The organism is Candidatus Nitrospira neuquenensis, from assembly GCF_979578155.1.
In genome coordinates, this window is sequence record NZ_CEFZDU010000022.1 from 204887 (window position 1) to 227903 (window position 23017).

The window sequence follows — 23017 nt, forward strand, 5'->3', positions numbered from 1 at the left end:
GGTCCGGACCTCACCGGCTTGGAAGGACGCCGATTCAGCGTTTTACCCTAGCACGCAACGGGCAGCCTGTCAATGCGGGAGCAGGTGGTCGGGAGGCTCGCCGGCGTCGCGCTACCGTGCAAGGAACCCGGCCACGGCGTCCCGCACCGCTCCCCAGAGGTGCACCTTCGTCGTGACCTGGTGGGGCCGGACGACCACCTCCGCCTGCGGCGGACAGAAGGGACGTTCCAGCCTGGCCCTCACGCCCTGGAACCGGGCGACGGCGGACTCGCCGGGCCGATCGGGCAGGCGGCGGACGATCAGCAGCGGGTCGCGCGGCTCCAGCACGCAGTAGGTCGTGTAGCCGGCCTCCCGGTACCGATCGGGACGGACAAAGTAGACGATGTGGCGCCCGGTCGAATAGACGGAGTCGCCGTCCCGCAGGGGGCCTTCCGGCGCGATCGTGTAGAGGAAGGCGGGCACGAGCAGCACGAGCCCGCCGGCCAGGACGAGCAGCAGGAGCGCGCGCCGGCTGCGGGCGGCACCGTCGTGATCCGGCTGGGTGACCATCGGCGTCCGGCGGCCATTGTACACCGGCGGCTAACGGCGGAACCGGGCCTCCTCCCAGATCCGCCGGGCGATCGAGGCGGTCAGGACGAGGGCGACCCCGCCGCCGAGCACCCAGCCGAGGGCCCGGAGAACGGAGAACGACGCCGGGCACGGGACCGACCACAGGAACGAGCACCAGGGCTCGGACACGACCAGCGACAGGAGCGCGGCCAGCGCGCCGCAGACGAGCAGGCTGGGGACCAGGATCCACAGGCAGAAGAGGAGGCGCGCCGGGCACGCCGGGTACCGGTCCGCGGGCGCTTCCAGCGTCGGCGCCCCCTCCACCCAGGCGATCAGCCGGTCGATGAGGCGATCGTCGCGGGGCCCCGCCTTCCAGTAGGAGGTGTGGGCCGTGAAGGGCCACCACTGGTCCGTCCACTCGAGGTTCGTGAGCCGGAGACCGCCGCGCCCCGACGACGGCTCGGGCAGGGGGAAGAGGTCGATCCGGCCGGCGACGAGGTCCTGTCGGTCGGCCACGTTGTACCAGGCCACGTCGCGTCCCAGCGGCTCCCGGTTGACGGGCACGATGACGGGCCACATGGCGGCGAACTTATCCAGGGGGCTGCCGATCGTCAGGAAGCCCCGCAGCCCGCCGAGGACCCTGGCGCGGCAGATCGCGTCGTGCGGCCCCAGCCACGGCGGCCGCCGCGGCATCTGCAAGGGCGGCGCCGGCTCCCGCGCGGCGACCTTGAAGGCCGCGGGCAGCGCCAGCCATTCCCGCTCGGTCAGGTAATTGGGCAGGGTCGTGTCGAGCTCCATGAGGGCGTTGAAGGCGACGACGCTCCCCAGGCTGTGGGCGATCACGTAGAACCCGTCGAGCCGTCCTTCCTCCACCTCCTTCGCCATCGCCAGCACCCCCCGGACCATGCGCCGGCGGATCGCCACCCGCGATTTCTCGCCGTAGACCTCCGCGCGGGTGTCCGTCCGGACGAACCAGTCCTGGTAGAGCTTCACGTCGCCGACGTAGTTGTAGACCGTGTCCTTGATCGCCTCGACCCATCGCACGCGGATCGCCAGCCGGGTCAGCAGGCCGGAGACGAGCCCCACGGTGAGCAGGGCGAGGAGGAACAGCAGGGACAGGCCGAAGAGCTGGAGGCGGACCAGCGCCCGCCGCCCGCCCGTCAGCGGCCGGGGCAGGGACATGACGGCCCGCCGATGGCGCCACACGAGCGAATCGGCGAAGAGCCGCACCCCGGACATGCTGAGGGCCCAGCCGGCGAAGGCGAGCCACCGGCCCAGGGTGGGCGGCAGGTCCAGGTCCGCCCAATGGACCTCGGCGAAGTGCGCCTCCACCCACTCGGGCCAGTCGTCGCGCGGGGGGTCGAGCGTCCGCCAGCGGAGCCGGAGCGGCCGCTCGCGCCAGCTCTCCTCGCGGGAGCCGCGGGGAGCCTGGTCCCCGCGGCACAGTTGCAGGACAGCGGCCCGTCTCGGCTCCTTGAGCAGCGTCTTGTAGAAATGGACCGCGACGGACTCCAGGAACTGGAAGGCGCCCTGGTCGCCGACGCCGTGGACCACGAGGATGCCGACACGTTTCATCGCCATTGTCGGCCGGCCGTCGCCCCTCACGGTCCGACGGCGGCTCCTCCAGGCATTGTACGTACCTCGACGGGAAGGGCCACTATAGCGGGACGGGGGGTGCGGCGCGATCCTCCTCATCGTCCCCACCGTTTCAAGGGAGGAGAACGCCCGAGTCGAGCCGGGCATCCGGGACCCGGCGAGGGACGCGAGGAGCTTGAGGAGGGAAGACTATCGCCGGCCGATCGGGGTTTCGCGGAGCAGTGTGCCGTTGTGGTAGAAGGCCTGGCTCACGGCGCGGCCGGTTTCGTCGTAGGAGAGGACGGTCAGGAGGTCGTCGGAGGGGAAGTATTCTTTCCAGAGGCCGTGCAGGCGACCGCCCCTGCACTCCAGCTCCTTCCAGACGCGGGACCGGCGCCGGTCGCCGTCGCTGCGGTAGGCCTGGAAGCGGCCGTCCCGCCCGATCGCCCGGCAGACCTCCGTCATCGAGCGGCCGACGACGGTCCGGTCCACTGCGACGGACGTCCCCTCGGCGTCGAAGAACAGGACGGTCGGCGGCCCGCTGTCGGGAAGCTGACCCCGCACGCAGCGCTCGTAGGTCTCGCCCTCGAGGCCGCGGCAGCCCGCGGCTTGGGCCGGGAGCGCGGCGAGCCACAGCCAGCCGAGGACGGCCAGCCCGATCATGAGCCCGTTGCCACGCCCCGGCGTTTCGGCTACCATGTCCGCGTCCCCAGGGGTTCCACCAGAGGAGGTGCCTATGACCGCCACGGCCGCCCTTCCGCAGCAGTCCTGGAAAGATGTCGCCCTGCAGGCGCTCGGCTGGTTCGCCCTTGTCCTCGGGGTCGTCGCCCTCTTCGTCCCGCTCGTGCCCGCCGCGCCTTTCCTGCTCGTCTCCGCGGTCGCCTTCGCGAAATGACGCCGGCCGGGCCTCCGGCTACCGCGCCGGCGGGGCGGGGGCCCCTTCCGCGAACCGATCCCGATACTTCAGCATCTCCTGCACGATTTCCTTCGCGGTCCGGTCCACGTCCCGCGCCGACGCATCCTTCTCGATCGCGAACCGGGCGGCGGCCATGAAGGGGTTCATGGTCACGACCGCCCCGGGCAGGTGGCTCGGGTCCTTGACGGTGCCGAACACGATGAAGGGCGCGTCCGGATTCCCCGCCAGGTCGCTCACCGTCACCTGCACCTCCATGCTCGTCGCGCCCCTCCCGAAGCCGATGATCGCCCGCTGGACCCGATTACCCTCGCTGACCTCGGTGAACAGGCCGCGGAGGAGCCAGCCCGCCTTCGGCCGAACCGCGCCGGGCGCCAGCCTCGAGGCCGTGAAGCCGGCCTCGTTGAGGTGGCGGACCAGCCCCTCGCCCATCGCCTCCACGAGCTGCCGGGCCTTCTCGGCCGGGCTCTCGCGTCGGCGCAACCGGGGCATCTGCTGGAGCGGGGCGACCCGGCCCCTGAGCCCTTCGTCGGTCTCCACCCGCTCTGCGTCCAGCACGAAGTCTTCCACGTAGATGCGCCTGGAGGGCGCGGCCGGCGTCCGGCCCGGCGCGGGCCGAGGCTGGACCGTCACCCCGCCCGTGACCGCATCCTTGGCGGCGGTCGGGTCCCAGCCGCAGCCGCTCACGGCGAGGACGAGCGCGACGGCCGAGAGCAGCCGGAAGCGGGTGGCGGAACCGTCCACGTGCTCCTCGGGGGCGGGGAGAGGGGCCGGAGACGGGCCCGCTCAGTACGCCGGCGGCTTGGAGAGGGCCTCGTTGGACCGGACCTGCATGACCCGCAACGTGTCGAAGGCGGCCGCGGCGTCTCCCCTGGTGGCCAGCCCGATCTTGCCCGGCACCAGCGCCGGATCGGTCACCGACAGGACGAGCTCGCCGTCGAAGCCGATCTCCAGGTACGGCTGGTCCAGCTTGGCGGTGTTGCTCTTCTGCACGCGCAGGTTGTGCCAGAGCTTCTTGCCCTTCTTGATCGCCTGGCGGCCGACGACGGTCTTCTGGCCGTTCCGCACGCGCACCACCTCCAACGTCTCCAGCGCCTGGTCCACCGTGACGGCATGGAAGTTCTCGGCGTCCTTCGCGCTCAGGACCAGCCCCGCGCCGCCCTGCGATCCCCCGCTCACGAAGCGGAGCACGACGCCGAGGTCCAGGTAATCGAAGTCGCGCGCATCGAGGATCAGCACCCGCCAGCAGTCCGGCGCGCCGCAGGGGTCGGTCTGGACCAGGACGTTCGGCGCCCCCGGCGAGCGCGGGTCCGCCTCCACCTTCCAGAGACCGGCGACCCCTCCGCCGGGTCCGCCGGCCGTGAAGCCCTTGGGCGACGCGCCCGCCGGCTCGTGATCGAAACTCCAGGACCCGCTCCAGAAGGGGTCCGCTCCGTCGGCCGGATCGGCCGCCGGCGACGCCGCCCCGCCCAGCACCAAGACCAGGGCCGCCGCGCCGGCCAGCCCGCGCCCATCACACCGCCGATCCCGTCGTGCCTGCCCCATGTCCTGCTCCCTCGTGAGTCGGGCCCGGAGGCCCCCCGCTCCCGCGGAGGGACCGCGACCCAGCCCCGCTACAGTAGCCGCAAAGGCCGTCACGGGTCAATGGCGGGACGCGGGGCCGCCGCGGCCGGGGCGAGGGGCGATCCCGGCCGTGCCGCTCAGCCGCCGTCGGCGCCGAAGTACGAGCCGATGCCGTACCGCTCGAAGAAGGCCGTGAGGGAGGAGAGGCGGTCCAGGTACATCACGACCCCGGACAGGATCAGGAGGAGGCCCGTGAGCGGGCCGATCAGCCCGAGCGACGCCCGGAACGGCTTGGCCCAGGCCAGGAATCGGTCCAGGCTGAGCGCCGCGGCGAAGAGCGGCAGGCCGAGGCCCAGGCAATAGAAGGCCAGCAGCGTGACCCCGTCCCACAGCGTCTCGGCCGCGCCCGCGTAGAGGAGCATCGCGCCGAGCACCGGCCCGACGCAGGGCGTCCAACCCGCCGCGAAGGCGGCGCCGACGAGGAAGGACCCGGCATGGCCGGCCGGGCGGCTTCGCCAGCGGAGGCGGTGCTCCCGCATCAGGAAGGGCAGCTTGAGCCCGCCGACCAGGGACAGGCCGAAGAGAATGATCAGGACCGCCCCCGCCTTGCGCAGGAGGTCCTGGTGGGCGGCCAGCGCGCGGCCGACGGCGCTGGCCGACGCCCCGAAGCCGATGAACACGGCCGAAAACCCGGCGATGAACAGGAGCGAGTTCGTCAGGACGGTCCGTCGCAGGCCCTCCCGCCGACCGGCCCCCTTCAGGTCCTCCACGGAGAGCCCCGTCACGTAGGTGAGGTAGGAGGGCACGAGCGGCAACACGCAGGGCGACAGGAACGAGAGCAGGCCGGCCAGGAAGGCGGCCAGGAGCGAGGCCTGTGGAAGATCGCCGAGCAGCGCCATGGGGTCTCACCGTCCGGGGAGGGACGGCGCGACGCCGCCCTCCCCGCCCTCGGTCATCGCGGCGAGTCGGCCAGGAACTCCCGGAACCGCGGGTTCTGCAGGAGCCCGCCGCCGCGGTGCACCAGCACGATGCTCCCGGCGCCGTCCAGCAGCACGAGCGTCGGGGTCGCGGTCACCTGGAACGCCTCCGCCACCCGATTGTCCTCGTCGTAGGCCGTCGGGAAGGCGAAGGCCTCCGCGCGCGCCTTCACAAAGGCCTCGACGTTGGCGCGGGTGTCGGCGAAGCCGATCGCGAGCAGCCGCAGGTGGGCCGGTCGGCCCGACCGGGCAAACTCGGCCAGCCGCGGCAGCTCCCGCTGACAAACCCGGCACCAGGGCGCCCAGAAGATGAGCAGGGCCGGCCGCCCGGCGAGCGACGCGCGGCTGGAGGTCCCGCCGTCGGCCGTCACGACCGAGAAGTCCGGTGCCGGCGGACCGGCGGCCTTCACCGCCGGATCCGCCCCCGCCCCGTCAGTGCCGAACGCGGCGAGCGTCATGAGGAGGGCGCCCGCCGCCGCCCGCCACCCGTCGCCCCGGCTCCGCTCCGCTCCCGCCATGGCTCCCTCCGCTCCCCGTCAGGGCTTGATGTAGAGATAGCCCTGGGCCTGCAGGTCCGCGATCCGCTTCACCGCCACCGGATGCAGCGTCGGCTCCAGCCCGGGCACGAGGCTCTCCAACGGCTTGCCGAAGATTTTCATCGAGACCTGGCACATCTCGGCGTGCGCGCCGTCTTCAAGGATCAGCTCGAATTTCTTCTTGAGCTCGGGGTCGATGGTGTCCTTGTCGAAGAGCGGCAGCGCCGGACCATGGATCACCAGCTTGACGTCGATCTTGTCGGGCCCGCCCTCCGCCTCGATGTGCTTGTGGATGAGGGCGAGGGCATACTTGGCGACCTCGGGGTCCTTGCCGTCCACGTGGTAGAGGACCTTCACCTTGCCCTTGCCGGGCGTCTCGCCCGCCGCCGCCCCGCCGGGAGCGAGGAGCAGCGCGAGCGCGGAGCACAGCGTCACGGCGGCCACGAGCAGTTGCCAGCGATGCGACGACGATGCGTTCATGACGGCCTCCTTGGTTGGGAACCAGCGATCGGATTCGTCCATGGCGCCATCGTAACGAACGCGACGGATCGCCGGCAGAGGCGATCCCCCCGCCGCCGGTCACGATTATTCCCCTGGTCGGCTAGGGGAAAACGCCCCTGGCGGGCGGCCGCCGGCGTGGTCCTGCGGCGCGTCGCCGCGGCTCGGCCGGCTTATCGGGTGGAGGGGAAGTGCTTGCTGAAGTACACCGCTGCCTGCGACCGGCGGGTGACGTGGAGCTTCTGGAAGACGTGCCCGAGGTAGTTGCCCACCGTTTTCTCGCTCAAGCCCAGCGCGACGGCGATTTCCTTGTTCGTCCGGCCCTCGGCCACCAGGGCGAGGACGCGCTGCTCCTGGGGAGACAGCGGCTCCTCCGTCGGCTCGCGGGCGGGGTCGGCCAGGGCCTTGATCCGCGCCAGCATGGAGCCCGTCACGGCGGGGTCGAGGACGGCCCGGCCCTCCGCCACCGTCCGGACGGCCTTGACCAGTTCCTCGCCGCCGACTTCCTTCAGCAGAAACCCGTCCGCTCCCGCCAGCACCGTGGCCATCACCGCCCCCTCGTCCGCGAAGGACGTCAGGAACAGCACGCGCGTGGCGGACCGCCGCGCCCGGATCTCGCGGCAGGCCTCGACGCCGCTGCGGTCCGGCAGCCGGACGTCCATCAGGACCACGTCGGGCTTGACGCGCGCCGCCAGGGCCGTCGCGTCGGCCGCCGTGCCCGCCTCCCCGACCACTTCGAAGCCGCCCGCCTCTGCGAACAGCGTGCGGAGACCCATGCGGAGCACCTCGTGGTCGTCCACCAGCAGCAAGCGGACCGGTGTTCGGTCACGTGACGGCATGGGTGCGCTCCATCGGAATCTCGACCTCGACGCGGGTCCCCCGTCCCGGCGCCGACGCGACCCCGAACCGTCCGCCCAGGGACCGGGCCCGGGCCGCCATGTTGGCGAGCCCTCGTCCCCGCTCCGCGGCGGCCGCGGGGTCGAACCCCTGTCCGTCGTCCTCCACCACGAGCCGCAGCGCCGCGCCGGTGTCCTCCAGGGACACCGTCGCCGCCCCGGCCCCGGCGTGGCGCAGGCTGTTGCTGAGGGCCTCGCGGACGACGTAGAGCACCTGCTCCGCCTGCTCCGGCGTGAGGCGCCCCGTCGCGGCCGGGTCCAGGCGCCGCTCGACGTGGAAGCCGCGGGCCTCCCGCAGCGTCCGGCCCAGGGCGTCCACCGCCGCCTCCAGCTCGGCGCCGCTCATCACCCGCGGCGTGAGCCCCTTTAGATGCCCGCGCAGCTCGCGGATCACCCGCCTAAGCTCGGCGAGTCCCGCCGCGAGCTGCGCCCTCGCCTCCTCAGGCCGCGACCCGACCAGCCGCCGGCACCGCTCCAGACCCAACACCTGCGCGTAGATCGATTGGATGATCCCGTCGTGCAGGTCCCGGGCCATGCGCTCCCGCTCCTCGAGCAGCCGACGCAGGTCCCGCTCGCTCGCCCGCAGGGTGTCCTCCGCCTCCCGGGTCTGAGCGAGCGAGTGCTTTAGGTCCGCGATCAAGCCCAGGTAGCCCCGCGCGAGGTGGCCGAGGACGAGCAGGGAGGCCAGCAGCCGCAAGCCGTGCCAGAACCACCAGCGGCTGTCCCACAGGGACGAGTACACGAACATGAATTCCGCGAGGCTGTACATCAGGGCCAGCAGGGCGAAGAGCGCGTCCTGCGGCGCGCCGGACCGGCGATGGTCGAGGAGGAGTCGCCCGGCGGCCGAGAGGAAGAGCAGGCAGGCCAGGCTGGTCGGCGCGACGGCCGTCGGCGTGAAGGCGCCCTGCCTGGTCATCGCCGGCAGGGCTTCGGGGAAGGCCAGGACCCAGGACCCGACGGCGACCGCTCCCGCGGCCACCAGCCAGGGAAGGCGTCGCGCTCGCGCCGAGTCCGGGGCCGGCTCCGGCAGCCAGACGAGCGCGAACCCGAGGCCGCCGGCCAGGCTGGCCGCGCCCCGCAGCAGAATGAAGCCGTTCCCCGGCGGGGCGACCGCGTGGAATTCCTCGAGCAGGCCCATCGCCAGGAAGCCCAGCGCCAACCCGTCCCGCCGGCGGCCGCCCGCCGCCGCGCCGCGGCGGAGGAGCACCGCGGCCATGGCCACCCCGGCCAGGCCGCCCACGGCTTCCATGGCCGAATGCAGCCCCGCCTGATGCCAACTGAAATCCGGCGCCGTCAGCTCGAGGGCCAGCCCCGCCCCCAGGGACGCGGCCGCGCATCCCGCCATCGTCAGCAAGAGGGAGCCCGGCTTGAGCCTCATGCCCCGACGGTACGCCGGGCCGACCGGCAGGTCAAGCCGCTCCAACGGCCGGGCGGAGCCGACGACGGTGGGGGCGTTCCGGTGAGTCGGGGAAGGCCGGTGGCGACGTCGGGGCGGTCAGTTCATCTCGTGGCGGATGGTGAGCGACACCTCCGACGGCAGCGCCAGGGTCAGGACCGGACGATTGGCGCCGTCCAGGTGCACGATCGCGGAAACCACGCAGACCCGCGGCACCGCCTCCGGCTGGAAGGCGAGCAACGCCGGGAACTGGCTCACGAGGGGCAGACCGGGCAATCGGACAAGATGGAGGCGGAGCGCGATCAGCAGGTCGCGGAGCCGGCCGGGCTGCTCCTCCTCGGACGCGCTCCCGGCATCGGTGATGCCGGCCTCCCACAGCGGGCGGGTGATGCCGATCGGGAGCGTCAGACCCAGCTCGGCGGCCTGCTCGCTGACGTCCACGAGCGCGCCCGCCTCGATCGCCTCTTCGCGCGTGGCGGCCTGGCCCCGGACGGTCGCCTGCCCCTGGTCCCGCGGCTCGGGGACCGCCGAGTCCGCCGACGGCTCGGCCCCTTCGTCCGACTCGATGCCGGTCGGGCGCGGCCGTCGCTCCGCCGGCAGGGCTTTCAGGAGCCCTTCGTACACCCGCTTGGCCGCCGCGGTCCAGGAGGGGTCCATCGGGAGACCCTGGAACGCGGCTTCCGCCGCCTTTTTTTCATCGTGGCTGAGTGTGCGGGGCGTCATGGGCGGCAAGATAAGGCCCGGCGCCCGGATGTCAACGGGGGAAACCGGCGTCAGAGCTCCGTGTACTTGAGGTTCTTACCCTTCGCCTTCTCGACCGGATACTTCCGCGCGCCCTGCTCCATCTTGCGGCGGAGCGCCTCGTCGAGGTCCACCTCGTACCGCTGGGCGAACCGCAGGATGAAGAACAGGACGTCGGCCAGCTCCTCCTCGACCGCCCGGCGCCTGCTCGCGTCGGCCAACAGGTCGGCGATCTGGGCCTCGGAGAGGAACCGGAACTGCTCGAGCAGTTCGGCGGCTTCGGTCGCGACGCCGATGGCGAGGTCCTTGGCGCCGTGGAACTGGTCCCAGTCCCGCTCCTCGCAAAAACGCTGCACCCGGCCCTTGAGCTCCGCCACCGCCACCGTCGCGTCCATCGTGCCTCCTCGCGTCCCTCCCGCATGTCGTCTCGCGCCCGGCCGACGCCGGTTTCGGGCGAGAGCCTACCACAGCGCCGCGCGCCTGTCAGGACCGGTTGAGCCGCGCCCGCCGATGCCGGTAGGATGGACGCCGCGAATCACGGGGGGCCCCATGCGACGGCGACGGGTCGGGATGGTCTTCTGCGCCGCGGTCCTGCTCGCCGGGGCGACCGCCTCCGGTCCCGCCGCGGACCAGCCGGCCGGGCTGGGCGCGATCGTCTTTCCGACCTCGGGCTCGCCCGAGGCGCAGCGCCACTTCTTGCGGGGGGTCGGCGCGCTCCACGCCTTCTGGTACGAGGAGGCGCTGACGGCCTTCCGCGCGGCGACGGCGGCGGACCCCGGCTTCGCCATGGGCTACTGGGGCGAGGCCATGGCGCACAACCATCCGGTCTGGCTGGAGCAGGACACCGAGGCCGGGCGCGCGGCGCTCGCCCGCATCCGCGGCCTGGAGCGCGTCACCGAGCGGGAGCGGGCCTACATCGAGGCCGCGAAGGTCCTCTACGGGGAGGGCGAGAAGCCGGAGCGCGACCGCGCCCACGCGCGCGCGATGGAGCGCCTGGCGCGCGCCTACCCGGACGACCTGGAGGCGGCCTGCTTCCACGCCCTCGCGCTCCTGGGCATCGCCAAGCAGCCGGGCGAGGGCGTGAAGACGCGGATCACGGCGGGCGCCGTCGCGCTGGAGGTCTTCCGGCGCAACCCCGACCATCCCTGCGCCGCCCACTACACGATCCACGCCTTCGACGATCCCGAGCACGCGATCCTCGCCCTGCCCGCCGCGAAGCGGTACGCGGCGATCGCCCCGGCCGCGCACCACGCGCAGCACATGCCCGCGCACATCTTCCTCCAGCTCGGTCTCTGGCCCGAGGCCGAGGCCTCCAACCGCGCCGGCTGGGAGGCGTCCAAGGCCTGGGTGGCGCGCGAGGCGCTGACCCTGAACCTGCGCGACTACCACAGCCTCCACTGGCTGACCTATGTCCTGCTCCAGCAAGGCCGCTACCGCGAGGCCGAGGCGCTCCTCGCGGAGAAGCGGCGGGACATGGCCGACTTCCCCGACCCGGCGAAGGCGATGGGCTTCGGCTTCCAGCGGGACATCACCCGCAACTACGACGAGACGGCCGCGGCCGTCCTCGTCGAGACGCAACGCTGGGACCGGGCGCCCGCGCTCTGGGAGGGCCTGCCGGCGCGGGCAGGCGCGGCCGACGCGGTCCGTGTCTTCGCGCTCGGATTGGCCGCCGCCATGCAAGGGAAGTCGGAGGCGGAGGGGTACCTGGCGGCCCTGCGCGAGAAGACGCCGACGCAGGAGGGCGCGCGGCGCGGGGACAAGGCCAGGATGCTGGAGATCCGCGCGCTCTCGCTGGAGGCGGCCGCGCTGGCCGGCCGCGGGCGGGCCGAGGAGGCGGTCGCCCCGATGCAGCGGGCCGTCGCGATCGAGGAGGCGCTGCCGCCGCCCTCCGGCCCGCCGGACACAATCAAGCCGCCCCATGAGCTGTACGGCGAGATCCTCCTGGCGGCGGGCCGGCCGACGGAGGCGGCCACGCAGTTCGCCGCGGCCCTGGCGCGCCACCCGAACCGGGCGCGCTCGCTCCTGGGCGCGGCGCGCGCCGCCGCTCGGGCCGGCGACCGCGCCGCCGCGGCGGCCGCCGCCGCGACCTTCCTGGAGGTCTGGGCCGGGGCCGACCAGGAGCTGCCGGAATTGCGCGAGGCGCGGGGCTTCCTGCAGCGGTGAGGGGGCGGCCCCGGCCGATCGCCGGGACCGCCCCCGGTCGTCGCTCAGAAATAGGTCGCCGCCGAGACGACCAGCGCGGCGTCGTGGACGCGCTGCTGCGTGTTGGGGTTGAAGGCCATCGGCTGGTACTGGTAGCTGAGCTTGAACACCGTATCCTCGATCGGCCGGTAGTTCAAGCCGAAGGTAATCTGCTCCAGGTCGCCAAAGCCCCCCGCCTTGTTGTCCAGGTTCGTGTTGACCCGGTCGTAGCGGACCACGGCGGTGAAGGTCGAGCCCTCGCCGAAGCGCGTCGGCGAGAGGTTCGTCAGCCACTGCGGCATGAAGTGGTAGTTGCCCTGGATGTAGTAGCCGCTGGACTGCTGCGGCGGGACGCCGACACCGCTGTTCCCCGCGATGCCGGTCAGGAGGGCGCCGGGCGTGAAGCCGAGGGTGTTGCCCGGGATGGCCCGGGAATTGTTGCGGGCGTAGGTCCAGGCCGCCTCGCCGATCAGCTCGAAGGGCCCGCGCTGCAGCGTCCAGTCCACGGCCACGATGCTCAGCGGATTGTAGCTGCGCGGCGAGCCGTTCCCGTAGTACCCCGAGCCGGCCACCTCGATGCCCAGCGCCGGGCTCACCGCCAGGCGGCCGACCACCGCCTTGCCGTTGTTGATGTCGAAGCCGTCGTTGGTGGCGCACTTCCGCTGCCGCGCTCCGCGCGTCCCGGTCGCCTCGTTGATCGTCGGGGTGCCGTTCTGCTCGTAGCTGCAGGGGCCCGTGGTGACGTAGAGTTCGTAGTCCACCTTGGACGTCCGGCCGGGGTAGAAGGTGCCGTAGAACCCGGCGCCCGTCTCGGACAGGGTGGTGGGGATGACGAACTGGGCCACGAGCGGACGGTCCGTCAGGTCGTTGAGCGGGGAGTCGTGCAGGAGGTTGAACTTGCCCACCGGCAGGAGGATGATGCCGGCGCGGAGGTTGATCGGTTCCTTGATCAGATAGTCGATCGTGGCGAACTCCAGCCCGAACTCGACTTCGCGGTCCGGCCCGCCCTCTTCCCGGATCCCGTGCTCGATCTCCAGCTCGGCGGCCATCTTCACGTGCTCGGTGATGTCGGCGTAGATGAAGGGCACGAACCGCTGCTGGTCGAAGTTGCTGGAAATGCCCCCGTAGCCGTTGTCGATGGTCCCGACTTTCTGGGTCCGGTACTGGAAATCCATGTACCCGCCGAGGATGGCCTTCGGGGACGACACGAAGGGCTTGGCGTAGAGCAGTCGGCCGGACCCCGTGGAGCTGAAGGAGAGGGCCGGCTGTTTTTCCGCACGGCGCTCCCGCCCGACCTCGGGCAGGGGTCCGATACCCGGCTCCTCCGGCGACACCTCCGGCCGGAGAACCTCGGGCCGCTCCACCCCGGGCGGCATCGCCTCGCGCTCCCGCCTCTCACGCAGGGCGTCGCGCTCTTCCAGTCGCTTGAGCCGTTCTTCGAAGCTCAGGGCCGGCTCGGCCCCCGATGGCCGGCCGGATCCCGGCTGGGCCAGGATCGGAGCGGTCATGACAAGACACAGGCACAACGTCGCAAGTCCGGTCGCGAGCCTCATGGATAACCTCCCTCATGAGCTCGTCCGACTCTGGACTCGCGGTCGCTGGCCTGGGACGGGGTGGATTGTGGAACGATGCGGCGGGTCGGTTCGCCTGACCGCCCTGCCCTCCGTGGCGTCGCGCCGCAGTCCTGCGGCGCGCGCGGGTGAAAAGGAACTGATTCTCACTATCAATTTCCATGCCGGCCCCCGCCCCCCGCAACCCCGCTCCCGGCGCGCCGGGGAGGCGGGGCGCGCGGGGAGATGAGCGCCCGCGCACCCGGCTGGAGTGCGAATCCGCACGGATCGGGCTGTCGAACAGGGGTGGGGGAACCGGAGGGAACAGCGGCGCCCGCGAGGCGGTCGGGACTCGGCGCGGGGCTGGCTCTATGCTATGGTGGCGGGCCATGACGCCGCGGGATTGGCGACGCGCCGGCTATCGAACGATCCTTCGTGAGGGGCGGGTCTATCTGTTCAAGCCCGGGACGGAGGAGGTGATCGAGGCGCCGGCCGCGGGCGACTGGGCCGACCATCCCAACCTCAACGCGGCGCCCTGGCGGCGCTGGCAGGCGGCCGATGTCCGGACCCGCCCCGCCCTGCTGGAGGACTTCCGCGCGACGGCCGCGACCTGCGGCTGCGACCGGGACGGCGTGGACCTGTGCGACTTCTGCGCCGGCCGCCGCCGCTCACCCTGGCTGGGCTGACCGGCGCTGGCAATTCCCTCTCTCTTCCTCTACACTCGGCGCCGGTCGAGCGGAGGACGCGATGTCCGACCAGCATCTGCTGGACCGGCTCCAACGGTCCGACTCCTGGATCCGCGCCGCCTCGGCGCTCACGCCCGAGCAGCGGCACGAGGCCTTCATCTTCCTCTCCATCGCCTTCAACTGCCTCTACGGCCGCCGCCAGTACGAGGGGGACGAGACCAGGATCGGGGAGGACGTGGAGGTGTTCGTCACGAAGCTCCTCGCCCTCGCGCGGTTCGACGGCGAGGAGGGCGGGGCGACGCTTCCGGAGGCGGTCGCGGCCTGCCGGCGGGAGGGGGCCGCGTTGATCCGGGACAAGTTCTTGGACAATCGGTACTGGCGGGGCGCGACGCCCTCCATCGAGCTGCAGGCCCGGCTGAACCGCGACGCCGAGGAGGCCCTACAGCGGCTGGACGAGGGCTCGTTCCGGGAGTTCCTCAGCCTGGTCTTCCGCCGGATCGCGGTGCTGCGCAACCAGGTCATGCACGGCTGCGCCACCTACGGGCCGCGCTCGCAGGGACGGGCCTCCCTGGAGAAGGGGCTCCGCGTCCTGCGCCTGCTGGTGCCCGCCTGCTACCAGCTCGTGTTCCGCCACGGCCACCGGGTCAAGTGGGACCCGGTGCCCTACCCGCGGGCGGGCTCGCCCGCGGCGCCGCGCCGGTGAGGGGATGGAGAAGGCGGGCCGGGACGCGGTGCGGTCCTACACGCTGGTCGGGGTCCAGCTCGCCTCGATCGCCGTCTTGCTGTTTTCCGGGCCGCTCCTGCCGCAAGAGCCGGCCTGGCGCGCGATGCTCGCGGCGGGGGTCCTGCTGGGGCTGTGGGCGCTCGCGACGATGGACCGGCGGTCCCTGACCGCCCTGCCGGACGTCCGGCCCGGCGGCTCGCTCGCGACGCGGGGCCCCTACCGCGCCATCCGCCACCCGATGTACGCGGCCGTGCTGCTCGCCGGCCTGGCGCTGGTCCTCGACCGGCCCTCCGTCCTCAGGGTGGCGGCCTACGCGGTCCTGTCGGTGGACCTGCTCTTCAAGTTGAACTATGAGGAACGGCTGTTGGAGCGGGAGTATCCCGAGTACGACGCCTACCGGGCGCGGACCAAGCGCTTGATCCCGTTTATTTACTAGCCCGACCGGCGCTGCCCCCCGGCTTCTCGCAGTCCTCGCGCCGCCAGTCCTTGAGGACGTCGCCCGGCGTGAAGGTGAGGATGTAGCGGACGCAGTGCAGCTTCTCGCTCGACCCCTGCCCGCCCTTGCCGATGAGCGCCGCGGCCTGGTTGCCCAGGTCCGTCGCCGGTCGCGTGAGACTGTCCATGCTGTAGGGATTCTTCTCAGAGTCGGTGAGGACGAAGCGATAGCTCCAGGTCGATTCGCCCCCGAGCAGGGATTCCTTGGCCACGTGGGGCGGGCCGAACTTCTCGCGCACCTCCTCCTTGGTCGCCTTGTTGATCCCCCGGTCGAGAAAGTCGTCGCGCCAGTGGCCGCAGGCGACGAGGGCCAGGCAGGCCGCCGCCGCCCCCGCCCAGCCGATGAGCCGATCGATCGTCATTGCCCCTCCCCGTCCCGGGTCCCTCGCCACCCCGCCTACTCCTCGCGGCAGGAGCCCGCCCAGCCGTTGGACGCCGACGCCTCGTCCCAGCGCTCCGGGGGACAGAAGGCGCGGGAGACCGCGTGGTTCGCCAGGATGTCCATGCCGTAGGTCTCGGTCGGCGCCGGACGCGACCAGCGGGCCGTGCCCAGGTAGTAGACCTGGCCGGTCTCCACCCCCACGATGCGGATGAGCACGCGGATGTCGTACCCCTCCGTGAAGCCGGACACCGGCCGGCTCTCCGTCTGCAGGAAGGCGACGAGCTGGGCGCCCACGAGCTTCCCGACGCTGACGTCGTCGGCCGTCCGCTCGTCTCCGTACGTGAGCAGGGTCTTCTGCTCGTCGAGGAGCGCCTGCAGGTGCTCCCGCTCGACGACCCGGAAGCCCCGCTGGAGTAGGACGCCCTTGGCGATGATGAGCGCCTCCTCGGCGCCGGGCCCCCGGACCTCCTTGACCCAGATCCCGCCGGTGAGCGGCTTCTCGAACTTGCGGTAGGTTCCCGTCGTCTCGGCGAACATGATGTGTTGCTCCGGATGGTCGCGCGCCGGCTTCGGCGGCGGCGCGCTCGACGCGCAGCCCGCCGCGACCGTCGCCAGGATCAGCCAGGACAGGTGTCGCACTCGCTCCTCCTCACTTCGGCGGACGGACACGGCCTCCGCTTATACCATGGGGGGCCGCCCCCCGTCCCCCCGCGTCGCGACGGTCGTCACGGCGCCGGCTGCGCCACGCACCCGGCCTCGTCGTCCCAGGCCCGGCCCTGGTCCCCCTCGCAGACCCCCCGCTCGATCGCCACGCGCGCCAGCTCCACGACCCGCCGGTCCGGCTGGAATCCCGGGTCCTGGTAGGTCGCGGCGGCGGTCCAGAGCACCGTCCCCCGCTGGACCTCGACCCCCCGCACCGCGACGGCCGGCGCGTAGAGGGTGTTCACGTTGCGCTCGACGCCCTCCCAGTGGCCGGCATAGCCCCAGTAGACGCCGTGCGACCCCATGGTCACCTCGACGAGGACCAGGGCCCCCGCCTTGAGCGTCCGGCCCAGGCGCAGGGCGGCTTCCGCCCGATCCTGCGCGTCCTCCGGCGCGGCGCCTCCGCTCACCCGCTCCAGCACCCGGTAGCCTTTCTCCCGTAGCCAGGCGGCGACCGCCTGCTCCGCCTCCTGGTGGTTGCCCCACACCAGCACCGACCCGCTCAGCGGCGGGCCGGCGCGCTCGGCCGCGTGGGAGCCCGCCGTGAGGGGACGGGGCGAGGCACAGGCCGCCAGCCCGATGAGGGCGAGCAGGCCGAGCCAGGCCAGGCTCCCTCTGCCGGCCCGACTCATCGCCGCCCCTCCCCGCCCGCCGCCCGCCGATTCATGGGCGCCGATTCTAGCAGGATCGTCGGGGAGAGGCACGATCCTTGTGGACGGGGCGGCGGCGGTCCGTTAGACTGATGCAACCAGCCTCGGAGGTGTCGCCATGATGCCCGTCCTCCTCACCGCCGCCGTCCTTATCGGCCTGGTTGGAACGCCGGCCGGCGCCGCCGTCCAGGAGCGGACCCTCGCCGAGGGTGAGCGCGCCCTGATCCGGAACGCCGCGGCGATCTACGTGGAGGTCGAGTCCTCGACCTGGCGGCCGCGCGGCCGGGTGTCCTTCGCCATCGGCCCGTCCGTCCGGGCGAAGCTCCGGGCCGCCGGCTTCGCCGTGAGGCTCGACGAGCGGGAGCCGCACGACCTGACGCTGAAGGTCTTCTACCGCGAGGAGCGGGGGCGGCAATTCCGCGCCGACCTCTACGAGACCGACGTCCACGCGACGCTCAGCCTGCTCCACCCCACCCTGGGCGTGCTGCTCCTCGTGCGGGTGGACGAGTCCTCCAGCGACGCCGGCGTCACCAACGCGCCCTACGTGGACGTGCTGCACAAGATCGAGGGCAACCCCTCCTTCTATTTCTTCGGCGACCTCGTCCGCGGCTACCTGTCGGAGGGCCGGGACGCGCCGGCCACGTTGATCCGGGGCGCCGAGCGCCTGCTGGAGGACGAGGAGTTCCGGCTCTACCCGCACGCGGACACCGCGGCGCTGTCGGGGGAGATGCTGGCCGGCCCGGAGTTCCTCTACGGCACGCAGGCCCTCGAGCGCGCCGCCCGCGAGCTGGGCGCGCTGCGGGAGGCCCGCGCGACGCCGCTCCTGACCAGGCTGCTCCACCATCACGACCGGCAGCTCAGGCTGGCCGCCGTCGCGGCCCTGGCCCAGCTCCAGGACGAATCGGCCCGCCCGGCGCTGGAGCACCTCGCCGAGCAGGACACCTCCGGGGAGGTGCGCGCCGCGGCGGCCGAGGCCCTGGCCCGGATGCCGCTCGCCGCCCCCGCGCGATGAGGCGGCCCCGCGGCCGGCCGGTGGACTCGCCGCCGGGGTTCCGCTAGAATCCGCGCCCATGTCCGACGCGCCCGTGCCCGCCCCCGCCGCTCCGGTGCCGGACGAGCACCATTCGGTCGCGTCGGCCGCCGGCCTCATCGGCGTCGCCACCCTCTCCAGCCGCATCCTCGGGTTTGCGCGCGACATGGTGCTGGCGCGCCTGTTCGGCGCGACCCCCGCCGCCGACGCCTTCTTCGTCGCCTACCGCATCCCGAACCTGCTCCGCGAGCTCTTCGCCGAGGGCTCGATGTCCTCGGCCTTCATCCCCGTCTTCACCGAGTACCACCAGCTCCGCGCGAAACGCGACGCCTGGGAGCTGGCGAGCGCCGTGTTCACGACGCTGCTGACGATCCTGACCGCGGTCACGCTGCTCGGCCTCCTCGCCTCGCCCGCGATCGTCTGGCTGCTGGCGCCGGGGTTCCACGGGGATCCGGAGCGGCTGGCGATGACCACGCTGCTGACGCGGATCATGTTCCCCTATCTGCTGTTCATCAGCCTGGCGGCGCTGGCGATGGGGGTGCTGAACTCGCTGCGCGCCTTCGCGGCGCCGGCCTTCTCCCCGGTCGTCTTCAACGTCTGCATCATCGCCGCCGCCTTCCTGCTCGCGCCCCTGCTCGCGGAGCCGATCTTCGGCGTGGCCGTCGGCGTGGTGCTCGGCGGCGCGGCGCAGTTCGTCATGCAGCTCCCGGGCCTCCGGCGGCGCGGCTACCTGTTCCGCTGGCGGTTCGAGCCGGGCCATCCCGGCGTGCGGCGGATCGGCCGGCTGCTGGTGCCCTCGCTGCTCGGCATGTCCGTCACGCAAGTCAACATCACCGTAAGCACGATCCTCGCCTCCTTCTTCGCCGGGGGCCCGACCTACCTCTTCTACGGGATGCGGCTGATTCAGTTTCCGCTGGGGATCTTCGGCGTGGCGCTCTCGACGGCCATCCTGCCGACCCTCTCCGCGCAGGCCGCGCGGGGCTCGCTCGACGAGCTGCGCCGCACGGTCGGGTTCGGGCTGCGGATGATCCTGTTCATCATCCTGCCCTCGATGCTCGGGCTGATCCTCCTGCGGCGGCCGATCGTCCACCTGTTCTTCGAGCACGGCACCTTCACCGCCGCGGACACGGCGGCCACCGCGACCGCGCTGCTCTGCTACGCGGTCGGGCTCTGGTCCTTCGCCGGCGTCCGGATCATCGTCGCGGCCTACTACTCGCTCAAGGACACGACGACGCCCGCGGTCGCGGCGGCCGTCGCGGTGGGCGCCAACATCCTGCTGTCGCTGCTGCTGATGGGCCCCCTCCAGTACGCGGGGCTCGCGCTGGCCACGGCCCTCGCCTCGATGGTGAACGGGACGATCCTCATCGCCGTCCTCAACCGGCGGCTGGGCGGGGTGGATTGGCGGGCGGTCGGTCGGTCGGCGGCCCGCAGCCTGGTCGCCGCCCTGCCGATCCTCGCGGCCGCCGGCTGGGTCGCGGGCGCGGCCGTCTGGACCCACCAGGGGGACTGGATCGCCAAGACGATCCTGCTGCTCGTCGGCGTGGGCCTGAGCATGACGGGCTACTTCGGCGTCCACGCGCTCATGCGCTCGGAGGAGCTGGACGTGCTCTGGAAGACCGTCGGGCGGAAGATCGGGCGAGAGGGGACACCGTGACGCGGAGACGCGCGGAGAGGCAGACGCGGCCAAAGGAGCGCGGAGGGATCGCCGGTCCAGTCGCCGCGCCCCCACGCCCCCGCTCTCCCGCATCTCCGCGTCCCCCCGTCCCCGCGTCCTCCGCCCGCGCGATCTTCGGCACCCCCTGGGGCTGGATGGCCCTGGAGGCCACGCCGCGCGGCATCAGCCGGATCGTGCTGCCGCGGGCAGGCCGGCGGGCGGCGGAACGGGCGCTGGGCGCGCCGCGCGCCGCGCGGCGGTCGTCGCCGCCCCGCGCGGCGACGAGCCGGCTCAAGGAGGCGCGCGCGCAGATCCTGGAATTCCTGGCCGGCCGCCGCCGCCGGCTCGCCTTTCCCCTCGACCTGTCCGACGGCACGCCCTTCCAGCGGCGGGTCTGGCGGGCGATCCGCGCCATCCCCTACGGCCGCGTCCGCTCCTACCAGTGGGCAGCCGAGCGGGTCGGCGGCGCCCGCTACGCCCGCGCAGTCGGGCTGGCGCTGGGCGCGAACCCCGTCCCGCTGATCGTCCCCTGCCATCGCATCCTCGCCTCCGACGGCTCGCTGGGCGGCTTCACCGGCGGGCTCGCGACCAAGCGGCGGCTGCTGGCGCTGGAACGGGACGAGCGACGAACGACGGGGGCCCGATGAAGGCCGTGCTCCAGCGGGTGACCCGGGCCTCGGTGGAGGTGGCGGGGCAGCCGGTCGGCCGGATCGGCGCGGGCCTCCTCGTCCTGCTCGGCGTGGCCCAGGGCGACGAGCCGGCCGACGTCCGGTGGATGGTCGAGAAGCTCGCCACGCTGCGCGTCTTCCCCGACGCGGACGGCAAGATGAACCTGGACCTCGTCGCGGCCGGCGGCGCCCTGCTCGTCGTCCCGCAGTTCACGCTGCTCGGCGACACGGCCAAGGGCCGCCGGCCCGGCTTCGACCGGGCCGCCCCGCCGGCGGTCGCCCGGGCGCTCTACGAGGAGGTCGTGGCGGGGCTGACGGCCCGGGGGCTCCGGGTGGAGACCGGCCGGTTCGGCGCGCACATGCAGGTGTCGCTCGTGAACGACGGCCCCCTCACGTTCATCCTGGACAGCCGGGGGGGCGCCGCCTGAGGTCCCCGTTAAGGTCGGTGGAGGAGGCGCCGACACAGGATATGATCGGGGGAGGCCGCCGGAGCGGAGCGGGCGGCCGGCTTGCCTTCGTGAGGATTGGCTGGCATACTGCCCGCACAGCCTGTGACGCGAGGGGAACATGGACGTGCCGATTCCCGAGCATCACCCGTTGCGACGCTTGTTCGAGACGCTGACCGAGCGCAGCTTCACCGAGAAGCTCGGCTGGCCCGACCTCACGGTCACCGAGTACGTCTCCAACCTCCTGGTCCGGTTCACCCACATCGACCAGCTCCACCGCATCAGGAACGCCCAGGGGCGGCCGGCCGATACGGTCGTGGACCTGCTCTACGAGTCGGAGGTCCTGCTCGAAGCGCAGTCCTTCGACCGGGAGCGCGACGTCCACCGGCACATCGGCGACTTCACCCTCTTCATGACCGGCCTGTTCCCCGAGTACCTCCGCCGGCTCAAGGCCGCCGGGCTCATCTATCACAAGGACTTCCTGGTGGACTACGTGAAGACGGGCAAGCGCTCCTACGGGATCGTCGCCCGGTTCGAGGCCGGCGCCTCCGGCGACGACACCCCGCTCTTCCGCAAGCTCTCCGAGAATTTCGAGCTGTGCGTGACGGGGCTCGGCTTCGTCCGCACCGACCTGGACCGCCTGAAGGACCCGACCTACCGGAAGGCGAAGGACCTCCTGCTGAATTGACCCCGTGACGCGCGCGACCCCGGTTCTCCTGGCCCACGGCGGCGCGGGCTCGCGGCGGATGTCCGCCGCGCAGGCCGCCTGCCTGGCCGAGGCCCTGACGGCCGGCGGCGCCCTGCTCCGCCGCGGCGCCCCGGCGCTGGACGCCGTCGAGGCGACGATCCGCGTCCTGGAGGGGTCCGGCGGCTTCAACGCCGGCCTGGGGGCGCGACTCCAACTGGACGGGACGAGGCGGATGGACGCCGCGCTCATGGAGGGTCGCGGCCTGCGCGCGGGCGCCGTGGCCGGGATCGAGCGCGTGCGGCATCCGATCACCGCGGCGCGGCTCGTGCTGGAGCGGACGGCCCACGTGCTCCTCGCCGGCCCGCCCGCGACCCGCCTGGCCCTGCACTTCGGCTTGGCGCGGCAGCCCCGCCCGACGCCGGCGCAGCGCCGGCTCCTGGCGGCGGACATCCGGCGGCTGGGCCGGGCGGCCGGGGCGACCGGCACGCTGCGGCTGTTCGCGACCCTGGCGCGACGCCGGCGGGCGGGACTGGAAACGGTCGGCGCGGTGGCGCGGGACCGAACCGGTACGGTGGCCGCCGGCGCCTCCACCGGCGGCATCGCGCTCATGCTGCCGGGGCGCGTCGGCGACACGCCCCTGATCGGCTGCGGGGTCTACGCGGATAACGAGGCCGGCGCCGTCTCGATGACCGGCATCGGGGAGGGCATCATCCGCCTGGCCATGGCGAGGGCGATCACGGAGCGGCTGGCGGCCGGCGCCGGCCCCGCCGCGGCGGTCCGGCTCCTGCTCGCGCGGCTGACCGCCCGCGTGGACGGCCGGGCCGGCGCGTTGGTCCTGGCCGCGGACGGCCGCTTCGCCATCCGGCACAACACGCCGCGCATGGCGGCCGGCTGGTGGCGCGGCGGCGACGAGCCGGTCGTCGCGGACACCTTTCCGTTAGAGACGAGTGCCCCCTTGAGGGATTGATGCATTGACGGAGGGCGGGCCGGCGGGCTAGCCTGGGGGGGCTCGTCCATCATCCATCACCCAATGCTTCAATCCACGATCGTCAACCCTTCCATCACGCAATCTCCCAACCTTCAATGGCTCGCCTCCTCTTCCACCTCGCCTTTCCCGTGACCGACCTCCTCGAGGCCAAGCGCTTCTACGTGGAGGGGCTCGGCTGCACGCTGGGGCGGGAGTCCGCCTCCGCCGTCACGCTGGGCTTGGCCGGTCACCAACTGGTGGGCCATCTGGTCGAGCGGGTCGAGCGGCAGCGGGGCGTCTACCCGCGCCACTTCGGGCTGATCTTCACGGATGAGCGGGATTGGCAAGCCTTGGCCGACCGAGCCAGGGAGCGGGGGCTGCGGTTCTTCCAGCAGCCTCGGGTCCGGTTTCCCGGGACCCGCATCGAGCACCGGACGTTCTTCCTCGAAGACCCCGCCGGCAACCTCCTCGAGTTCAAGCACTACAGCCACGAGTCGGCCGTTTTCGGCGAGCGGGAGCATCGGGAAATCGGGGACACGGATTAGCGGCA

Annotated in this window: 28 protein-coding genes; 12 read left to right on the forward strand and 16 right to left on the reverse strand. The window is 72.7% G+C overall.

What is annotated here, in order from left to right; all coding sequences use genetic code 11:
* Positions 1 to 111 precede the first annotated feature (111 nt).
* The 3 genes from AC1U7O_RS09805 to AC1U7O_RS09815 all read right to left on the reverse strand — a co-directional run bounded on the left by AC1U7O_RS09805 (position 112) and on the right by AC1U7O_RS09815 (position 2823).
* Positions 112 to 549: a hypothetical protein gene (locus AC1U7O_RS09805; protein ID WP_479894565.1), complete on the reverse strand. Its 438-nt coding sequence runs from the start codon at positions 547 to 549 to the stop codon at positions 112 to 114.
* Positions 550 to 579: 30 nt separating this feature from the next.
* The gene (locus AC1U7O_RS09810; protein WP_479894566.1) at positions 580 to 2124 is read right to left on the reverse strand and encodes a hypothetical protein; all 1545 of its coding nucleotides are present in this window, start codon (positions 2122 to 2124) and stop codon (positions 580 to 582) included.
* Positions 2125 to 2334: 210 nt separating this feature from the next.
* The gene (locus AC1U7O_RS09815; RefSeq protein ID WP_479894567.1) at positions 2335 to 2823 is read right to left on the reverse strand and encodes a hypothetical protein; all 489 of its coding nucleotides are present in this window, start codon (positions 2821 to 2823) and stop codon (positions 2335 to 2337) included.
* Between the two features lie 37 nt (positions 2824 to 2860).
* Here AC1U7O_RS09815 and AC1U7O_RS09820 point away from each other — a divergent pair, with 37 nt between their 5' ends.
* On the forward strand, positions 2861 to 3019 hold the full coding sequence (locus AC1U7O_RS09820) for a hypothetical protein (RefSeq protein WP_479894569.1): 159 nt from the start codon (positions 2861 to 2863) through the stop codon (positions 3017 to 3019).
* Positions 3020 to 3037: 18 nt separating this feature from the next.
* Here the strand turns inward: AC1U7O_RS09820 and AC1U7O_RS09825 are convergent, their stop codons facing one another.
* From AC1U7O_RS09825 to AC1U7O_RS09865, 9 genes are all read right to left on the reverse strand, one after another.
* Entirely contained in the window at positions 3038 to 3781 is a 744-nt protein-coding gene (locus tag AC1U7O_RS09825) for a DUF4410 domain-containing protein (RefSeq protein WP_479894571.1), read from the reverse strand.
* A 42-nt stretch (positions 3782 to 3823) separates the two neighbouring features.
* Positions 3824 to 4582, reverse strand: a complete 759-nt coding sequence (locus tag AC1U7O_RS09830) for a hypothetical protein (RefSeq protein ID WP_479894572.1) — start codon at positions 4580 to 4582, stop codon at positions 3824 to 3826.
* A gap of 155 nt (positions 4583 to 4737) precedes the next feature.
* Entirely contained in the window at positions 4738 to 5499 is a 762-nt protein-coding gene (locus AC1U7O_RS09835) for a cytochrome c biogenesis CcdA family protein (RefSeq protein ID WP_479894573.1), read from the reverse strand.
* Positions 5500 to 5552: 53 nt separating this feature from the next.
* Positions 5553 to 6095, reverse strand: coding sequence for a TlpA family protein disulfide reductase (locus AC1U7O_RS09840; protein WP_479894575.1), 543 nt, complete (start codon positions 6093 to 6095; stop codon positions 5553 to 5555).
* Between the two features lie 18 nt (positions 6096 to 6113).
* A complete protein-coding gene (locus tag AC1U7O_RS09845; RefSeq protein WP_479894576.1) occupies positions 6114 to 6593 on the reverse strand; it encodes a DsrE family protein in 480 nt (159 codons plus the stop codon).
* Positions 6594 to 6784: 191 nt separating this feature from the next.
* On the reverse strand, positions 6785 to 7450 hold the full coding sequence (locus AC1U7O_RS09850) for a response regulator (protein WP_479894577.1): 666 nt from the start codon (positions 7448 to 7450) through the stop codon (positions 6785 to 6787).
* Positions 7437 to 8885 (reverse strand): sensor histidine kinase, encoded by a 1449-nt coding sequence (locus AC1U7O_RS09855; RefSeq protein ID WP_479894578.1) that lies wholly within the window; start codon positions 8883 to 8885, stop codon positions 7437 to 7439. Before AC1U7O_RS09855 ends, AC1U7O_RS09850 begins: the two co-directional genes overlap by 14 nt.
* Positions 8886 to 9002: 117 nt before the next feature.
* Positions 9003 to 9560, reverse strand: coding sequence for a hypothetical protein (locus AC1U7O_RS09860; RefSeq protein ID WP_479894579.1), 558 nt, complete (start codon positions 9558 to 9560; stop codon positions 9003 to 9005).
* A 116-nt stretch (positions 9561 to 9676) separates the two neighbouring features.
* A complete protein-coding gene (locus AC1U7O_RS09865; RefSeq protein ID WP_479894580.1) occupies positions 9677 to 10039 on the reverse strand; it encodes a nucleotide pyrophosphohydrolase in 363 nt (120 codons plus the stop codon).
* Positions 10040 to 10193: 154 nt separating this feature from the next.
* Between AC1U7O_RS09865 and AC1U7O_RS09870 the strand changes: the two genes are divergently transcribed.
* Positions 10194 to 11807 carry a tetratricopeptide repeat protein gene (locus AC1U7O_RS09870; RefSeq protein ID WP_479894581.1) on the forward strand — a complete coding sequence of 538 codons (1614 nt, stop codon included), beginning with the start codon at positions 10194 to 10196 and terminating at the stop codon, positions 11805 to 11807.
* Between the two features lie 44 nt (positions 11808 to 11851).
* Here AC1U7O_RS09870 and AC1U7O_RS09875 read toward each other — a convergent pair whose 3' ends face one another.
* Entirely contained in the window at positions 11852 to 13378 is a 1527-nt protein-coding gene (locus AC1U7O_RS09875) for a hypothetical protein (protein WP_479894582.1), read from the reverse strand.
* Between the two features lie 386 nt (positions 13379 to 13764).
* On the opposite strand from AC1U7O_RS09875, the gene AC1U7O_RS09880 reads away from it, so the two are divergent.
* The 3 genes from AC1U7O_RS09880 (at position 13765) to AC1U7O_RS09890 (ending at position 15221) form a co-directional block, all read left to right on the forward strand.
* Positions 13765 to 14061: a hypothetical protein gene (locus AC1U7O_RS09880; protein WP_479894583.1), complete on the forward strand. Its 297-nt coding sequence runs from the start codon at positions 13765 to 13767 to the stop codon at positions 14059 to 14061.
* 61 nt (positions 14062 to 14122) lie between these two features.
* Positions 14123 to 14764 carry a hypothetical protein gene (locus AC1U7O_RS09885; RefSeq protein ID WP_479894584.1) on the forward strand — a complete coding sequence of 214 codons (642 nt, stop codon included), beginning with the start codon at positions 14123 to 14125 and terminating at the stop codon, positions 14762 to 14764.
* A 4-nt stretch (positions 14765 to 14768) separates the two neighbouring features.
* Positions 14769 to 15221 (forward strand): methyltransferase family protein, encoded by a 453-nt coding sequence (locus AC1U7O_RS09890; protein ID WP_479894585.1) that lies wholly within the window; start codon positions 14769 to 14771, stop codon positions 15219 to 15221.
* Here the strand turns inward: AC1U7O_RS09890 and AC1U7O_RS09895 are convergent.
* The 3 genes from AC1U7O_RS09895 to AC1U7O_RS09905 all read right to left on the reverse strand — a co-directional run bounded on the left by AC1U7O_RS09895 (position 15211) and on the right by AC1U7O_RS09905 (position 16996).
* Positions 15211 to 15642, reverse strand: coding sequence for a hypothetical protein (locus tag AC1U7O_RS09895; protein ID WP_479894586.1), 432 nt, complete (start codon positions 15640 to 15642; stop codon positions 15211 to 15213). The genes AC1U7O_RS09890 and AC1U7O_RS09895 overlap by 11 nt on opposite strands.
* Before the next feature lie 35 nt (positions 15643 to 15677).
* Positions 15678 to 16301, reverse strand: coding sequence for a CsgG/HfaB family protein (locus AC1U7O_RS09900; RefSeq protein ID WP_479894587.1), 624 nt, complete (start codon positions 16299 to 16301; stop codon positions 15678 to 15680).
* Between the two features lie 86 nt (positions 16302 to 16387).
* Positions 16388 to 16996 carry a hypothetical protein gene (locus AC1U7O_RS09905; RefSeq protein WP_479894588.1) on the reverse strand — a complete coding sequence of 203 codons (609 nt, stop codon included), beginning with the start codon at positions 16994 to 16996 and terminating at the stop codon, positions 16388 to 16390.
* Between the two features lie 136 nt (positions 16997 to 17132).
* Between AC1U7O_RS09905 and AC1U7O_RS09910 the strand changes: the two genes are divergently transcribed.
* From AC1U7O_RS09910 to AC1U7O_RS09940, 7 genes are all read left to right on the forward strand, one after another.
* Positions 17133 to 18026, forward strand: coding sequence for a HEAT repeat domain-containing protein (locus tag AC1U7O_RS09910; protein ID WP_479894589.1), 894 nt, complete (start codon positions 17133 to 17135; stop codon positions 18024 to 18026).
* 58 nt (positions 18027 to 18084) lie between these two features.
* On the forward strand, positions 18085 to 19698 hold the full coding sequence (gene murJ, locus AC1U7O_RS09915) for a murein biosynthesis integral membrane protein MurJ (protein ID WP_479894590.1): 1614 nt from the start codon (positions 18085 to 18087) through the stop codon (positions 19696 to 19698).
* Between the two features lie 155 nt (positions 19699 to 19853).
* Entirely contained in the window at positions 19854 to 20345 is a 492-nt protein-coding gene (locus tag AC1U7O_RS09920; RefSeq protein ID WP_479894591.1) for a methylated-DNA--[protein]-cysteine S-methyltransferase, read from the forward strand.
* Positions 20342 to 20794, forward strand: a complete 453-nt coding sequence (dtd, locus tag AC1U7O_RS09925; protein WP_479894592.1) for a D-aminoacyl-tRNA deacylase — start codon at positions 20342 to 20344, stop codon at positions 20792 to 20794. Before AC1U7O_RS09920 ends, dtd begins: the two co-directional genes overlap by 4 nt.
* Before the next feature lie 139 nt (positions 20795 to 20933).
* Positions 20934 to 21500 (forward strand): hypothetical protein, encoded by a 567-nt coding sequence (locus tag AC1U7O_RS09930; RefSeq protein ID WP_479894593.1) that lies wholly within the window; start codon positions 20934 to 20936, stop codon positions 21498 to 21500.
* 4 nt (positions 21501 to 21504) lie between these two features.
* Positions 21505 to 22467, forward strand: coding sequence for an isoaspartyl peptidase/L-asparaginase family protein (locus AC1U7O_RS09935; RefSeq protein ID WP_479894595.1), 963 nt, complete (start codon positions 21505 to 21507; stop codon positions 22465 to 22467).
* 116 nt (positions 22468 to 22583) lie between these two features.
* Entirely contained in the window at positions 22584 to 23012 is a 429-nt protein-coding gene (locus AC1U7O_RS09940; protein ID WP_479894596.1) for a VOC family protein, read from the forward strand.
* Positions 23013 to 23017 lie beyond the last annotated feature (5 nt).

Coding starts and splice junctions, on each gene's coding strand:
- AC1U7O_RS09920 (WP_479894591.1), top strand. CDS start 19,854: ATGGCCCTGGAGGCCACGCCGCGCGGCATCAGCCGGATCGTGCTGCCG.
- murJ (WP_479894590.1), top strand. CDS start 18,085: ATGTCCGACGCGCCCGTGCCCGCCCCCGCCGCTCCGGTGCCGGACGAG.
- AC1U7O_RS09845 (WP_479894576.1), bottom strand. CDS start 6,593: ATGAACGCATCGTCGTCGCATCGCTGGCAACTGCTCGTGGCCGCCGTG.
- AC1U7O_RS09810 (WP_479894566.1), bottom strand. CDS start 2,124: ATGAAACGTGTCGGCATCCTCGTGGTCCACGGCGTCGGCGACCAGGGC.
- AC1U7O_RS09870 (WP_479894581.1), top strand. CDS start 10,194: ATGCGACGGCGACGGGTCGGGATGGTCTTCTGCGCCGCGGTCCTGCTC.
- AC1U7O_RS09860 (WP_479894579.1), bottom strand. CDS start 9,560: ATGGACCCCTCCTGGACCGCGGCGGCCAAGCGGGTGTACGAAGGGCTC.
- AC1U7O_RS09940 (WP_479894596.1), top strand. CDS start 22,584: ATGGCTCGCCTCCTCTTCCACCTCGCCTTTCCCGTGACCGACCTCCTC.
- AC1U7O_RS09820 (WP_479894569.1), top strand. CDS start 2,861: ATGACCGCCACGGCCGCCCTTCCGCAGCAGTCCTGGAAAGATGTCGCC.
- AC1U7O_RS09890 (WP_479894585.1), top strand. CDS start 14,769: ATGGAGAAGGCGGGCCGGGACGCGGTGCGGTCCTACACGCTGGTCGGG.
- AC1U7O_RS09905 (WP_479894588.1), bottom strand. CDS start 16,996: ATGAGTCGGGCCGGCAGAGGGAGCCTGGCCTGGCTCGGCCTGCTCGCC.
- AC1U7O_RS09840 (WP_479894575.1), bottom strand. CDS start 6,095: ATGGCGGGAGCGGAGCGGAGCCGGGGCGACGGGTGGCGGGCGGCGGCG.
- AC1U7O_RS09855 (WP_479894578.1), bottom strand. CDS start 8,885: ATGAGGCTCAAGCCGGGCTCCCTCTTGCTGACGATGGCGGGATGCGCG.
- AC1U7O_RS09835 (WP_479894573.1), bottom strand. CDS start 5,499: ATGGCGCTGCTCGGCGATCTTCCACAGGCCTCGCTCCTGGCCGCCTTC.
- AC1U7O_RS09910 (WP_479894589.1), top strand. CDS start 17,133: ATGATGCCCGTCCTCCTCACCGCCGCCGTCCTTATCGGCCTGGTTGGA.
- AC1U7O_RS09885 (WP_479894584.1), top strand. CDS start 14,123: ATGTCCGACCAGCATCTGCTGGACCGGCTCCAACGGTCCGACTCCTGG.
- AC1U7O_RS09865 (WP_479894580.1), bottom strand. CDS start 10,039: ATGGACGCGACGGTGGCGGTGGCGGAGCTCAAGGGCCGGGTGCAGCGT.
- AC1U7O_RS09850 (WP_479894577.1), bottom strand. CDS start 7,450: ATGCCGTCACGTGACCGAACACCGGTCCGCTTGCTGCTGGTGGACGAC.
- dtd (WP_479894592.1), top strand. CDS start 20,342: ATGAAGGCCGTGCTCCAGCGGGTGACCCGGGCCTCGGTGGAGGTGGCG.
- AC1U7O_RS09880 (WP_479894583.1), top strand. CDS start 13,765: ATGACGCCGCGGGATTGGCGACGCGCCGGCTATCGAACGATCCTTCGT.
- AC1U7O_RS09895 (WP_479894586.1), bottom strand. CDS start 15,642: ATGACGATCGATCGGCTCATCGGCTGGGCGGGGGCGGCGGCGGCCTGC.
- AC1U7O_RS09805 (WP_479894565.1), bottom strand. CDS start 549: ATGGTCACCCAGCCGGATCACGACGGTGCCGCCCGCAGCCGGCGCGCG.
- AC1U7O_RS09875 (WP_479894582.1), bottom strand. CDS start 13,378: ATGAGGCTCGCGACCGGACTTGCGACGTTGTGCCTGTGTCTTGTCATG.
- AC1U7O_RS09830 (WP_479894572.1), bottom strand. CDS start 4,582: ATGGGGCAGGCACGACGGGATCGGCGGTGTGATGGGCGCGGGCTGGCC.
- AC1U7O_RS09930 (WP_479894593.1), top strand. CDS start 20,934: ATGGACGTGCCGATTCCCGAGCATCACCCGTTGCGACGCTTGTTCGAG.
- AC1U7O_RS09815 (WP_479894567.1), bottom strand. CDS start 2,823: ATGGTAGCCGAAACGCCGGGGCGTGGCAACGGGCTCATGATCGGGCTG.